At 64.8% G+C, this 13114-nt stretch carries 11 protein-coding genes; 10 read left to right on the forward strand and 1 reads right to left on the reverse strand.

The window, feature by feature from the left end:
* Window positions 1-166: 166 nt before the first annotated feature.
* Entirely contained in the window at window positions 167-1156 is a 990-nt protein-coding gene (locus IRZ56_RS17085) for a DUF1853 family protein (protein ID WP_196146016.1), read from the reverse strand.
* 57 nt (window positions 1157-1213) lie between these two features.
* Between IRZ56_RS17085 and IRZ56_RS17090 the strand changes: the two genes are divergently transcribed.
* The 10 genes from IRZ56_RS17090 to IRZ56_RS17135 all read left to right on the forward strand — a co-directional run bounded on the left by IRZ56_RS17090 (window position 1214) and on the right by IRZ56_RS17135 (window position 12979).
* Window positions 1214-2104 (forward strand): NAD(+) kinase, encoded by an 891-nt coding sequence (locus IRZ56_RS17090; RefSeq protein ID WP_084855071.1) that lies wholly within the window; start codon window positions 1214-1216, stop codon window positions 2102-2104.
* Window positions 2104-3075 carry a metallophosphoesterase gene (locus tag IRZ56_RS17095; RefSeq protein ID WP_196146017.1) on the forward strand — a complete coding sequence of 324 codons (972 nt, stop codon included), beginning with the start codon at window positions 2104-2106 and terminating at the stop codon, window positions 3073-3075. The genes IRZ56_RS17090 and IRZ56_RS17095 overlap by 1 nt, the downstream gene beginning before the upstream one ends.
* Window positions 3072-3947 (forward strand): rhomboid family intramembrane serine protease, encoded by an 876-nt coding sequence (locus IRZ56_RS17100; protein WP_196146018.1) that lies wholly within the window; start codon window positions 3072-3074, stop codon window positions 3945-3947. The genes IRZ56_RS17095 and IRZ56_RS17100 overlap by 4 nt, the downstream gene beginning before the upstream one ends.
* Window positions 3948-3960: 13 nt before the next feature.
* A complete protein-coding gene (locus IRZ56_RS17105; protein WP_084855074.1) occupies window positions 3961-4221 on the forward strand; it encodes a YeaC family protein in 261 nt (86 codons plus the stop codon).
* Window positions 4218-5048 (forward strand): DUF2797 domain-containing protein, encoded by an 831-nt coding sequence (locus IRZ56_RS17110; RefSeq protein ID WP_196146019.1) that lies wholly within the window; start codon window positions 4218-4220, stop codon window positions 5046-5048. The genes IRZ56_RS17105 and IRZ56_RS17110 overlap by 4 nt, the downstream gene beginning before the upstream one ends.
* Window positions 5049-5061: 13 nt before the next feature.
* Window positions 5062-7719 (forward strand): aminopeptidase N, encoded by a 2658-nt coding sequence (gene pepN / locus IRZ56_RS17115; protein ID WP_196146020.1) that lies wholly within the window; start codon window positions 5062-5064, stop codon window positions 7717-7719.
* A gap of 283 nt (window positions 7720-8002) precedes the next feature.
* On the forward strand, window positions 8003-9016 hold the full coding sequence (locus IRZ56_RS17120) for a WD40/YVTN/BNR-like repeat-containing protein (RefSeq protein WP_419183261.1): 1014 nt from the start codon (window positions 8003-8005) through the stop codon (window positions 9014-9016).
* Window positions 9013-11415, forward strand: coding sequence for an efflux RND transporter permease subunit (locus IRZ56_RS17125; RefSeq protein WP_196146022.1), 2403 nt, complete (start codon window positions 9013-9015; stop codon window positions 11413-11415). The genes IRZ56_RS17120 and IRZ56_RS17125 overlap by 4 nt, the downstream gene beginning before the upstream one ends.
* Window positions 11416-11595: 180 nt before the next feature.
* Complete coding sequence (locus IRZ56_RS17130) at window positions 11596-11883, forward strand: DUF5629 family protein (RefSeq protein ID WP_196146023.1); 288 nt, start codon at window positions 11596-11598, stop codon at window positions 11881-11883.
* Window positions 11884-11887: 4 nt separating this feature from the next.
* Window positions 11888-12979 (forward strand): lactonase family protein, encoded by a 1092-nt coding sequence (locus tag IRZ56_RS17135; RefSeq protein WP_196146051.1) that lies wholly within the window; start codon window positions 11888-11890, stop codon window positions 12977-12979.
* Window positions 12980-13114 lie beyond the last annotated feature (135 nt).

Genomic DNA, 13114 nt, shown 5'->3' on the forward strand with positions numbered 1-13114 from the left:
ACTCTAATCGTTGGCTGGGGATTTTTCTTTGAGCCAGGTCTTTGAATTGATGTTGGCAGTGGCGGTTCAATCATGGGGCAAGCCCCACAAGGACAGTGATAGCTGTAAGGCCGGGCTGTGGGAGCGGGCTTGTCCCGCGATTGGGCCGGCATGGGCAGCCAAGGTATCAAGCCGGTAGATAGGGCCAGTTGTCCGCCACCATGAACATGCGCTCGGCCTCTTCCCAGCTACCGTCCCCGGCGGTTTCCAACCGGACCAGCAGGTGCGCCGGCGCCTGGCTGTCCAGCTCACCGAGCCAGGCCTCGAATTGGGCAGGCGCCCAGCACGCGTGCGCCTCGACCCGCGCCGGTGCCAGCCAGGCAGGCCGGGGCAGGGGCTGCCAGCGCCCGGCGGGGTTGGCTTGCCGGTAGCCGTGCCAATCGCTTCGATGCAGCCAGCGGCCACGCAGGTGATGCGCATCGGCGCCGATCGGCGCTTGGGCATGCCCCGGCCAGGGGTAGAACAGGTAGCCGCCGAGCCAGGCATGCGCGTGAACCTCGCCCACCCCCAGCAGTGCCAGGGCCTTACGGCTTTGGGCGCTGGCCGAGATGGGCAGTTGGTGCCCGGCCAGGTGGTTCAGCTTGCGGTCCAGCCGGTCATGGCAGCCTGGGCCCAGCCAATGCGCCGGATCGTGGCCGTCCCCGCCGGGTGGGCCGAGGTAGAGCTTGATGGCCAGCTCCAGGTGGTGCACGCCCTCCCGGTCACGCAAGACGATATCCAGCTCCCCCAGGGTATGCCCGCCTTCACGGATCGGCAGATTGGCTGCCAGCAGCTCGATACCAGGCGCCTGGCCGAGGGCGAACTGCCACAGGCTTTCGTAGTACAGGCCCAGACGGTGGCTGGTCAGGCGGGCGAGCCAGTCGCGCAGCGGCCGGTCGTCCTGATCCAGTGCCAACAGCCATTGCAGCAGGCGCGTGGGGTCGTGCGCCCAGGCGCTGGCCGCCAGCGGGTGGCGCTGCGCGCAAGGCGGTTGGCCGAGCAAAGGCGGCGATACCAACACCCACGCCAGGTCGCGCACCGCAGGGCGGTGCAACTGGCGGGGCAGGGCGTGAAGATCGGCGAACGGCATCATCCCGCGAGCATAGCCGGTTTGCCGCTGGCCGGTCGTTTCGCCCATAATCCCCAAGGCCGCACCGGCCACTCGTTACCCGCCGCAGAGCCTCGCAGGAGCCCCATGGAGCAATTTCGCAATATCGGTATCATCGGACGCCTTGGCAGCTCCCAGGTGCTCGACACCATTCGCCGGCTGAAAAAATTCCTGCTCGAGCGCCACCTGCACGTCATCCTCGAGGACACCATCGCCGAGGTGCTGCCCGGCCATGGCCTGCAGACCTCCACGCGCAAGCTGCTGGGCGAGGTGTGCGACCTGGTCATCGTGGTCGGTGGTGACGGCAGCCTGCTGGGCGCGGCCCGCGCCCTGGCCCGGCACAACATTCCGGTGCTGGGCATCAACCGCGGCAGCCTGGGGTTCCTAACCGATATTCGCCCCGACGAACTCGAGGTCAAGGTCGCCGAGGTGCTCGACGGCCATTACCTGGTGGAAAACCGCTTCCTGCTGCAGGCCGAGGTGCGTCGCCACAACGAGGCCATCGGTCAGGGCGATGCGCTCAACGACGTGGTGCTGCACCCGGGCAAGTCGACGCGGATGATCGAATTCGAAATCTACATCGACGGCCAGTTCGTCTGCAGCCAGAAGGCCGACGGCCTGATCGTCGCCACGCCCACCGGCTCCACCGCCTATGCATTGTCTGCCGGCGGGCCGATCATGCATCCCAAGCTCGACGCCATCGTCATCGTGCCGATGTACCCGCACACCCTCTCCGGGCGGCCGATCGTGGTGGACGGCAACAGCGAACTGAAGATCGTCGTTTCCCAGGACCTGACGATCTACCCGCAGGTCTCCTGCGATGGCCAGAACCACTTCACCTGCGCCCCGGGCGACACCATCACGGTGTGCAAGAAGCCGCAGAAGCTGCGCCTGATCCATCCGCTGGACCATAACTACTACGAGGTCTGCCGCACCAAACTCGGCTGGGGCAGCCGTCTGGGTGGTGGAGGCGACTGATGCTCGATCCGGCGCGAAGTTTCGACATCATCGGCGATGTCCACGGTTGTGCCCTGACCCTGGAACGCCTGCTCGACACCCTCGGCTACAAGCGCATCGGCGGTGTCTGGCGCCACCCGTGGCGCCAGGCGCTGTTCCTGGGCGACATCGTCGACCGCGGCCCGCGTATCCGCGAGGCGCTGCACATCGTCCACGACATGGTCGAGGCCGGCCAGGGGTTCTGCATCATGGGCAACCATGAATACAACGCCTTGGCGTGGGTCACTCCGGCGCTGCCCGGCAGTGGCAAGGCCTATGTGCGCGAGCATACGCCGCGCCATGCCCGCCTGATCGACGAAACCCTGACCCAGTTCGCCCAGCATCCAGGCGACTGGCACGACTTCCTCGAATGGTTCTACACCTTGCCGCTGTTCGTCGACGCTGGCCGTTTCCGCCTGGTGCATGCCTGCTGGGACCCTCGCTTGATCGAGCCGCTGCGCCGGGAATACCCCGACGGGCGCATCGACGAACACTTCATCCAGGCCTCGGCGGTGTCCGGCAGCTTCGCCGCCACCGTGTGCAACCGCCTGCTGCGTGGCACCGATATGCGCCTGCCGGACGGCCTGACACTGACCGGCGGCGATGGCCTGACCCGCGCCTTCTTCCGCACCAAGTTCTGGGAAGAAGACCCACAGACCTACGGAGACATCGTGTTCCAGCCCGACGCCCTGCCCGAGGAAGTGGCCCGCACGCCCTTGAGCCACAGCGAGAAGAACGCCCTGCTGCGTTACGGCGAGGACGAGCCTTTGCTGTTCGTCGGCCATTACTGGCGCAGCGGCCGACCCGCGCCGATCCGCGCCAACCTGGCCTGCCTGGACTACAGCGCGGTGCTCTACGGCAAGCTGGCGGCCTACCGCCTGGACGACGAAACCCGCATCGACCCGCACAAGTTCGTCTGGGTCGATGTCGAACGCCCGCAGGCCAACCAATGAGCGTGGTCGCGGCGATGCGCCTGCCGCTGGCGGTGGACCTGGGCGGTTTCGTGCGGATGCTGCGGCGCCTGCAGGTGCCTCACCGGGTGGTCGAGGAGGGCCAGGAGCAGGTGCTCTGGGTGCCCGAGCACCTGGCCGACGACGTGCGCCAGTTGTATCAGCGCTTCCCGGAGGGCAACGACGACCTGGATATCGAGGGAGCGGGTCTACCTGCGAATGGCCCGACCCAGCCATCGCTGGCCGACCAGGCCCGTGCCTGCAAGGTCACCGCTGCCATTCTGTTGCTGTGCCTGGTGGTGGCCGGGGTGACCGGCCTGGGTGACAACCTGTCGACCATCGGTTGGTTCACCTTCCTGGAGTTCCGTGTACAGGGCGAGTACCTGTACTTCACCCCGCTGGCCCAGGGCCTGGCCGAAGGGCAGTGGTGGCGCTTGGTATCGCCGATGCTGTTGCACTTCGGAGTCCTGCACCTGGCGATGAACGCGCTCTGGTACTGGGAGCTGGGCAAGCGCATCGAGCTGCGCCAGGGCCCGTGGATGCTGCTGGGCCTGACCCTGGTGTTCAGCCTGGTGTCGAACCTTGCCCAGCACTACACCAGCGGCCCCAGCCTGTTCGGAGGCTTGTCCGGCGTGCTCTATGGCCTGCTCGGGCACGTATGGCTGTATCAGTGGCTGGCGCCCAACCCCTTGTTCAGCCTGCCCAAGGGCGTGCTGGTGATGATGCTCATCTGGCTGCTGGTATGCCTGACCGGCGTGGTCGGCCAGCTCGGCTTCGGCCAGGTCGCCAATGCCGCCCATGTCGGCGGGTTGCTCATCGGATGTCTGACCGGGCTCTTGGGTGGGGCGTTGGCACGGCGTAAACTGTCGGCCTGATTGAGGAGACGCTATGTCCACGTTCGCGCAAATGATCCAGAACATCACCCCCGAAATCTACGAAAGCCTGAAACTGGCCGTGGAAATCGGCAAATGGGCCGACGGCCGCAAGCTGACCCCGGAGCAGAAGGAATTGTCCCTGCAGGCGGTGATCGCCTGGGAGATGAAGAACCTGCCCGAGGAGCAGCGCACCGGCTACATGGGCCCGCAGGAGTGCGCGTCGAAGTCGGCACCGGTCCCCAACATCCTGTTCAAGTCGGACTCGGTACATTGATCGAACTCGCTCGTGGCTCTCTGAGCAAGATGGCGGTGCGCCTGGAAGCACCCGTCGTTCAATACAGTTTCCGCCTGGGTGAGGAGCAGGTGCCGGTCAACCCGCTGATCGGGTCCACCGTGCGCCTGGAATACCTCGGCGCCATCCATTGCACCCATTGCGGCAAGCGCACCAAGACCAGCTTCAGCCAGGGCTACTGCTACCCCTGCATGACCAAGCTGGCCCAATGCGATGTGTGCATCATGGCCCCGGAAAAATGCCATTACGACGCCGGCACCTGCCGTGAACCTTCGTGGGGCGAGCAGTTCTGCATGACCGACCATGTGGTGTACTTGGCCAACTCGTCGGGCATCAAGGTCGGCATCACCCGTGCCACCCAGCTGCCCACCCGCTGGCTCGACCAGGGCGCTAGCCAGGCCCTGCCGATCATGCGCGTGGCCACCCGGCAGCAGTCGGGCCTGGTCGAAGACCTGCTGCGCAGCCAGGTGCCGGACCGCACCAACTGGCGCACGCTGCTCAAGAGCGATGCCGAAGTGCTCGACCTGCCGGCTATCCGCGAGCAGATCTTCGATGCCTGTGCCGAGGGCCTGCGCGGTCTGCAGGAGCGCTTCGGCCTGCAGGCCATACAGCCGGTGCACGACGCTGAAGTGGTGCAGATGCGCTACCCGGTCGAGGCCTACCCGAAAAAGATCGTCAGCTTCAACCTCGACAAGGACCCAGTGGCCGAAGGCACGCTGCTGGGCATCAAGGGCCAGTACCTGATCTTCGACACCGGCGTGATCAACATTCGCAAGTACACGGCCTACCAGTTGGCCGTGCACCAGTAAAAGGACCAGCACTATGCGTACCGAACAACCGCAAGTGATCTACCTCAAGGACTACCAGGCGCCCGAGTACCTGATCGACGAGACGCACCTGACCTTCGAGCTGTTCGAGGACCACAGCCTGGTCCATGCGCAGCTGGTCATGCGCCGCAACCCGGCGCGTGGCGCCGGCCTGCCGCCACTGGTGCTCGATGGCCAGCAGCTTGAACTGCTGAGCGTGCAGCTCGACGACCAGCCCCTGGCCGCCGGCGACTACCAGCTCGACGACGACAGCCTGACCCTGCAGCCCAAGGCCGAGCGCTTCACCCTCGACACCAGCGTGAAGATCCACCCGGAAAGCAACACCGCGCTGGAAGGCCTGTACAAGTCCGGCAAGATGTTCTGCACCCAGTGCGAGGCCGAGGGTTTCCGCAAGATCACCTACTACCTCGATCGCCCGGACGTGATGAGTACCTTCACCACCACGGTGATCGCCGAGCAGCATCGCTACCCGGTGCTGCTGTCCAACGGTAACCCTGTCGGCAACGGCCCGTCGGAAGACGGGCGCCACTGGGCCACCTGGGAAGACCCGTTCAAGAAGCCGGCCTACCTGTTCGCCCTGGTCGCCGGTGACCTGTGGTGCGTCGAGGACACCTTCACCCGCGTGTCCGGTCGCGATGTGACCCTGCGCATCTATGTCGAGCCCGAGAATATCGACAAGTGCGACCACGCCATGGTCAGCCTGAAGAAGTCCATGCGTTGGGACGAAGAAGTCTATGGCCGCGAATACGACCTGGACATCTTCATGATCGTCGCGGTCAACGACTTCAACATGGGCGCCATGGAAAACAAGGGCCTGAACATCTTCAACTCCAGCTGCGTGCTGGCCCGGGCCGAAACTGCCACCGATGCCGCCCACCAGCGTGTCGAAGGCGTGGTGGCCCACGAGTACTTCCACAACTGGTCGGGCAACCGCGTGACCTGCCGCGACTGGTTCCAGCTGTCGCTCAAGGAAGGCTTCACGGTGTTCCGCGACGCCGAGTTCAGCGCCGACATGAACTCGCGCACGGTCAAGCGCATCGAGGATGTGGCCTACCTGCGTACCCACCAGTTCGCCGAGGACGCCGGCCCCATGGCCCACCCGGTGCGCCCGGACAGCTTCATCGAGATTTCCAACTTCTACACCCTGACGGTGTACGAGAAGGGTGCCGAGGTGGTGCGCATGGTGCGTACGCTGCTGGGCGCGGAGGGTTTCCGCAAGGGCAGCGACCTGTACTTCGAGCGCCACGATGGCCAGGCGGTGACCACCGACGACTTCATCAAGGCCATGGAGGACGCCAACGGCGTCGACCTGACCCAATTCAAGCGCTGGTACAACCAGGCCGGCACCCCGCGCCTGGAGGTCAGCGAAGCCTATGACGCCGCGGCCCAGACCTACAGCCTGACCTTCCGCCAGAGTTGCCCGCAGACCCCGGACAAAGCCCAGAAGCTGCCGTTCGTGATCCCGGTCGAGCTGGGCCTGCTCGACGCCCAGGGCAACGACCTGCCGCTGCGCCTGGCCGGCGAAGCCGCGCCGCAAGGCACAAGCCGCGTGCTGTCGGTGACCGAGGCCGAGCAGACCTTCACCTTCGAGGGCATCACGGCCAAGCCGCTGCCTTCGCTGCTGCGTGGTTTCAGCGCGCCGGTCAAGCTGAGCTTCCCTTACGACCGCGATCAGTTGATGTTCCTCATGCAGCACGACAGCGACGGCTTCAACCGCTGGGAAGCGGGGCAGCAACTGTCGGTGCAGGTGTTGCAGGAGCTGATCGGTCAGCACCAGCGCGGCGAGGCGCTCAAGCTCGACCAGCGCCTGATCACGGCCCTGGGCACCGTGCTGGGCAATGCGTCGCTGGACGCGGCCATGGTCGCCGAGATGCTCTCGTTGCCAGGCGAGGCGTACCTGACCGAGATCAGCCAGGTGGCCGACGTCGAGGCTATCCATGCTGCCCGTGAGTTCGCTCGCAAGCAGATCGCCGAGCAGCTGTTCGATGCCCTGTGGGCGCGCTACCAAGCCAACCGCGAGGTGTCGGCGAAAACTGCCTATGTCGCCGAGGCCGAGCACTTTGCCCGTCGCAGCCTGCAGAACATCGCCCTGTCGTACCTGATGCTCAGCGGCAAGCCAGAGGTGCTGGCGGCGACGCTGGAGCAGTTCGACCAGTGCGACAACATGACCGAGCGCCTCACCGCCTTGGCGGTGCTGGTCAACTCGCCGTTCGAGGCCGAGCGCGCCAAGGCCCTGGAAGCCTTCGCCGAGCACTTCAAGGACAATCCGCTGGTCATGGACCAATGGTTCAGCGTGCAGGCGGCCTGCACCCTGCCGGGCGGCCTGGCGCGGGTCAAGGCGCTGATGCAGCACCCGGCCTTCACTCTGAAGAACCCGAACAAGGTGCGTGCGCTGATCGGGGCCTTCGCCGGGCAGAACCTGGTGAACTTCCATGCCGCCGACGGTTCGGGCTACCGCTTCCTGGCGGACCTGGTGATCGAGCTCAACGCCCTTAACCCGCAGATCGCCTCGCGCCAGCTGGCGCCGCTGACCCGCTGGCGTAAGTACGACGATGCGCGCCAGGCATTGATGCGTGGCGAGCTGGAGCGGATTCTGGCCTCCGGTGCGTTGTCCAGCGATGTGTATGAAGTGGTGAGCAAGAGCTTGGCTTGAAGCCCTCGGGGCCGCCTTGCGGCCCTTTCGCGGCACGAGGCCGCTCCTACAGGCGAATGCGACCCATTGTAGGAGCGGCCTTGTGCCGCGAAAGGGCTGCAGGGCAGCCCCTGCTCTTGCGGTTAACAAAACATAACGTCCCGCTCGTTGTCTTCCCGCCGATAACCCCGATACGATGGCCCCAAAGCTATTGCAGGGCTCTGGAACAGGCTTTTCGCAGTACCTGGCAATAGATTGACCCACTACAAGAACACAACAGGGGGCGATCATGACGGATCGGGTGATGGCGCAAGCCAGGCGCGGAGCCTGGCCGCTGGCGGCCAGTGCGCTGCTGGCACTGGCGTTGGCAACAGGAGCGAATGCTGCGCGTGCGGCGGCGGCCGAGGAGTATTCGGTGGAGTCGGCCCGGGCCAGCCAGAGCCTGTTGATCGATGTCGCCCATGCCGGCCAGCGGCTGGTGGTGGTCGGCGACCGCGGCCATATCCTGTTCTCCGATGATCAGGGCAAAACTTGGGCCCAGGCCCGGGTGCCCACCCGTCAACTGCTCACTGCGGTGTTCTTCCTCGACGACAAGCGCGGCTGGGCCGTCGGCCATGACGCCCAGGTGCTGGCCAGCAATGATGGCGGCGCCACCTGGAGCAAACAGTTCGAAGACCTCGCCCGCGAGGCCCCGCTACTCGATATCGCTTTCCTCGACGCCCAGCACGGTTTCGCCGTCGGCGCCTATGGCGCACTGCTCGAGACCACCGATGGCGGCCAGCATTGGCAGGACATCGGCGAGCGCCTGGACAACCCCGACCAGTTGCATCTGAACGCCATCGCCCAGATCAAGGACGCCGGCCTGTTCATCGTCGGCGAGCAGGGCAGCATGTTCCGCTCCAGCGATAACGGCCAGAGCTGGTCCGTGGTCCAGAGCCCCTACGAGGGGTCGCTGTTCGGCGTGATCGGCACCACGCAGGCGCGCACGTTGCTGGCCTACGGCCTGCGCGGCAACCTGCTGCGCTCCACCGATTTCGGCGACACCTGGCAACCGGTCCCGCTCAAGACTGCCCGTGGCCCGTTCGAATTCGGCCTGGCAAGCGCTACGCTTCTGGAGGATGGCAGCCTGGTGCTGGTGGGCAACAGTGGCAGCGTGTTGCGCAGCCAGGATGACGGCCAGAGCTTCTCGGTCTACAACCGCGCCGACCGCATCGCCTTGTCGGCTGCCACTGGCCTTGCCGACGGCGGCTTGCTGCTGGTCGGGCAGGGCGGGGTGCACCTGGCCACGGCCCAGGGTGCCGAGGAGGTGCAGCCATGACCAGCCGGGAGAGCTTCGACATGCACCAGCAACACCACCAGGACAAGGCCACATTGCTCGAGCGACTGATCTTCAACAACCGGCCGGTGGTCATCGCCCTGTGCCTGCTGGTGAGCATCTTCCTGTTCTGGCAGGCCACGCAGATCCGCCCGTCTACCAGCTTCGAGAAGATGATCCCGCTGCAGCACCCGTTCATCGAACAGATGATCGAGCACCGCAACGACCTGGCCAACCTGGGCAACACCGTGCGTATCTCGGTGGAGGCGGTCAACGGTGACATCTTCGACAAGGAGTACATGGAGACCCTTCGCCAGATCCACGACGAGGTGTTCTACGTTCCCGGCGTCGACCGTGCGGGGCTCAAATCGCTATGGAGCCCGGCGGTGCGCTGGACCGAAGTCACCGAAGACGGCTTCGCCGGCGGCGAGGTGATCCCCAACACCTACAACGGCTCGGCGCAAAGCCTCGACGAGCTGCGCGACAACGTGCTCAAGTCCGGCCAGGTCGGGCGCCTGGTGGCCAACAACTTCAAGTCCAGCATCGTCGACGTGCCGTTGATGGAGAGCTACCCGGACCCACAGGACCAGAGCAAACAAGTCAAGCTCGACTACCAGCAGTTCTCCCACCAGCTGGAAGAGAAGATCCGTGACAAGTTCCAGGCCCAGAACCCCAACGTGAAGGTGCATATCGTCGGCTTCGCCAAGAAGGTCGGTGACCTGATCGACGGCCTGGTGATGGTGGTGATGTTCTTCGGCGTGGCCCTGGCCATCACCTGGGCCTTGCTGTACTGGTTCACCTGGTGCATCCGCAGCACCATCGCGGTGCTCGTCACCACGCTGGTGGCGGTGGTGTGGCAACTGGGGCTGATGCACGCTGTGGGCTTCGGGCTGGACCCGTATTCGATGCTGGTGCCGTTTCTGATCTTCGCCATCGGCATCTCCCACGGGGTGCAGAAGATCAACGGCATCGCCTTGCAGTCCAGCGGTGCCGACAATGCCCTGACCGCCGCCCGGCGCACGTTCCGCCAGCTGTTCCTGCCGGGCATGATCGCCATCTTGGCCGACGCCGTGGGCTTCATCACCTTGTTGGTGATCGACATCGGGGTGATCCGTGAACTGGCCATCGGTGCGTCGATCGGCGTGGCGGTGATCGTCTTCACCAACCTGATCCTGCTGCCGGTGGCGATCTCCTATGTAGGTATCAGCCAGAAGGCCATCGCCCGCAGCAAGAAGGACGCGACCCGCGAACACCCGTTCTGGCGCCTGCTGGCCAATTTCGCCAGCCCCAAGGTGGCACCGGTGTCCATCGCCTTGGCCCTGGCCGCTTTTGCCGGTGGCCTGTGGTACAGCCAGAACCTGAAGATCGGCGACCTCGACCAGGGCGCGCCGGAGCTGCGCCCGGACTCGCGTTACAACCAGGACAACAACTTCATCATCAACAACTATTCCACCAGTTCCGACGTGCTGGTGATCATGGTCAAGACACCATCGGAGAGTTGCTCGATCCACTCCACCATGGCGCCGATCGACGAGCTGATGTGGACCATGGAGAACACCCCGGGCGTGCAGTCGGCGATTTCCCTGGTGACCGTGTCCAAGCAGGTGATCAAGGGCATGAACGAGGGCAGCCTGAAATGGGAGACCCTGTCGCGCAACCCGGACGTGCTCAATAACTCCATCGCCCGTGCCGATGGCCTGTACAACGCCGATTGCTCCCTGGCACCGGTGCTGGTGTTCCTCAACGACCACAAGGCTGAAACCCTGGAGCGCGTGACCTCGGTGGCCAAGGCCTTTGCCGACAACCACAACAAGGATGGCCTGCAGTTCCTCCTGGCGGCGGGTAACGCCGGCATCGAGGCGGCCACCAACGAGGTGATCAAATCGGCCGAGCTGACCATCCTGGTGCTGGTCTACCTGTGCGTGGCGGTGATGTGCCTGATCACCTTCCGCTCGTTCGCCGCCACCTTGTGCATCGTCCTGCCCTTGGTGCTGACCTCGGTGCTGGGCAACGCCCTGATGGCCTTCATGGGCATCGGCGTGAAGGTCGCCACCTTGCCGGTGGTCGCCCTGGGTGTAGGGATCGGCGTGGACTACGGCATCTACATCTACAGCCGCTTGGAGAGCTTCCTACGCGCCGGCCTGCCGTTGCAGGAGGCCTACTACGAAACCCTGCGCTCCACCGGCAAAGCCGTGCTGTTCACCGGCCTGTGCCTGGCCATTGGCGTGTGCACCTGGATCTTCTCGGCGATCAAGTTCCAGGCCGACATGGGCCTGATGCTGACCTTCATGTTGCTGTGGAACATGTTTGGCGCACTGTGGCTGCTGCCGGCGCTGGCGCGGTTCCTGATCAAGCCACAGAAGCTGGCGGGCAAGGTGGGCGGGTCGATCTTCGCTCATTGATCCACGAGGGGGCCGCCTTGCGGCCCAATCGCCGGCAAGCCGGCTCCCACAGGTTTCGCTGTTTGTGGCCCAATCGGCGGGCTACAGGTTTCGCTCCTTGTGGGAGCCGGCTTGCCGGCGATTGGGCTGCACAGCAGCCCCGGGGTTATACTGGCGCCCCACTTTCTACCTGGTGTTCCAATGTCATCCCTCGCCAACGCCCTCGCAGCCTGCGACATGCTGCTGATCGACGGGCTCCACGCCTTCGACTTCACCTACGACGACACCGGTCTTTCGATCGAATGCATGGACGGCCGCCAGTTGCGCCGCTGGCACTTCACCCCCGAACAAGTGGCCGCCGCCGTCGCCGAGGGCGACCAGTGGCGGCTCGACGATGCCGACGGCGAGCATCGACTAGTCTGTATGGATGCCCTGCGCGCTTCGGAAGATGACGACGATGAAGACCTGGAAGAGCCTGCTGGCCGCTAGTCTCATGGGCCTGACATTGAACAGCCATGCCGCGGTATTACTGGTTGGCAGCTACACCGACGGTGCCAGCCAAGGGATCTACCGCTACCGCTTCGACAGCGACAGCGGCCAGGTCGATGCCAAGCCGCTGCAGGTGGTCAAGAGTGTCAGCCCGTCCTGGCTGGTGCTGTCCGCCGACCAGCGCCTGCTGTTCGCGGTCAATGAAACGCCCCAGGGCCATGTGAGCAGCCTTTCGCTCAATGCCAAGGGCGACATCAAGCCCCTCAACCAAGTGGCCAGCCGTGGCGACGAACCGACCCACGCTACCCTCAGCCATGACCAGCGCTACCTGTTCGTCGCCAACTATGCGGTCGCGCCGGTGCCCGGCGGCAGCCTGGTGGCGCTCCCGGTGGCGCGTGATGGCAAGCTGAAGGAGGTGGTGCAACAGCTGCGTCACACGCCGAGCAAGGTCAACCCTGAACGCCAGGCCGGGGCCCATGTGCATTCGGTGGTGTTCTCGCCCGAGGGCCGTCACCTCTACGCCAGCGACCTGGGCGCCGACAAGGTCTTCATCTACCGCTACGACGGGGCCAGCCCCGAGCATCCGCTGAGCCCGGCGATTCCGGCGTCTGTCAGCCTGCCTCCAGGCAGCGGCCCGCGTCACCTGCTGTTCGATGCCAAGGGCCGGCACGCTTACCTCACCCTGGAGATGAGCGCCGAAGTGGTGATGTTCGATGTGCAGGACGGCAACCTGATGGAACGCCAGCGCCTGCCCCTGACCGAGCGCCAGGAGGCTGCAGCCAAGGCGGCCGGTGGGCTGCACCTGTCGGCCGACGGGCGCTTCCTGTATGTCAGCAACCGCGGCACCAGCAACGAGATCGTGGCCTATGCCGTGGGCAAGGAGGATGGCCAACTGACCCTGTTGCAGCGCCGCTCCGTCGAGGGCGACCACCCGCGGGAGTTCAGCCTCGACCCCAGCGGCAAGTTCCTCTTGGTGGCCAACCAGAAGAGCAACCAGATCGTGGTCCTGCGCCGCGACCCGCGTAGCGGCAGGCTGGGCGAAACCGTGCAGAAACTGGCCCAGGACGCGCCATCGGATCTGAAGTTTCTCGAGTGACACGCTTGCCTATGATGTAAGACTTTTCCCAGATTTTTTGGGAGGCGTCTTGTTAATCAGTGTGGCCAAAATTACTCAAACTTTCCCTTTGCAAAGACAGAGTCATTCGAGGGGAAATGTATGAGGAATCACCCA

Source organism: Pseudomonas guariconensis, assembly GCF_015680235.1.
Taxonomy (GTDB): Bacteria; Pseudomonadota; Gammaproteobacteria; order Pseudomonadales; family Pseudomonadaceae; genus Aquipseudomonas; species Aquipseudomonas guariconensis_A.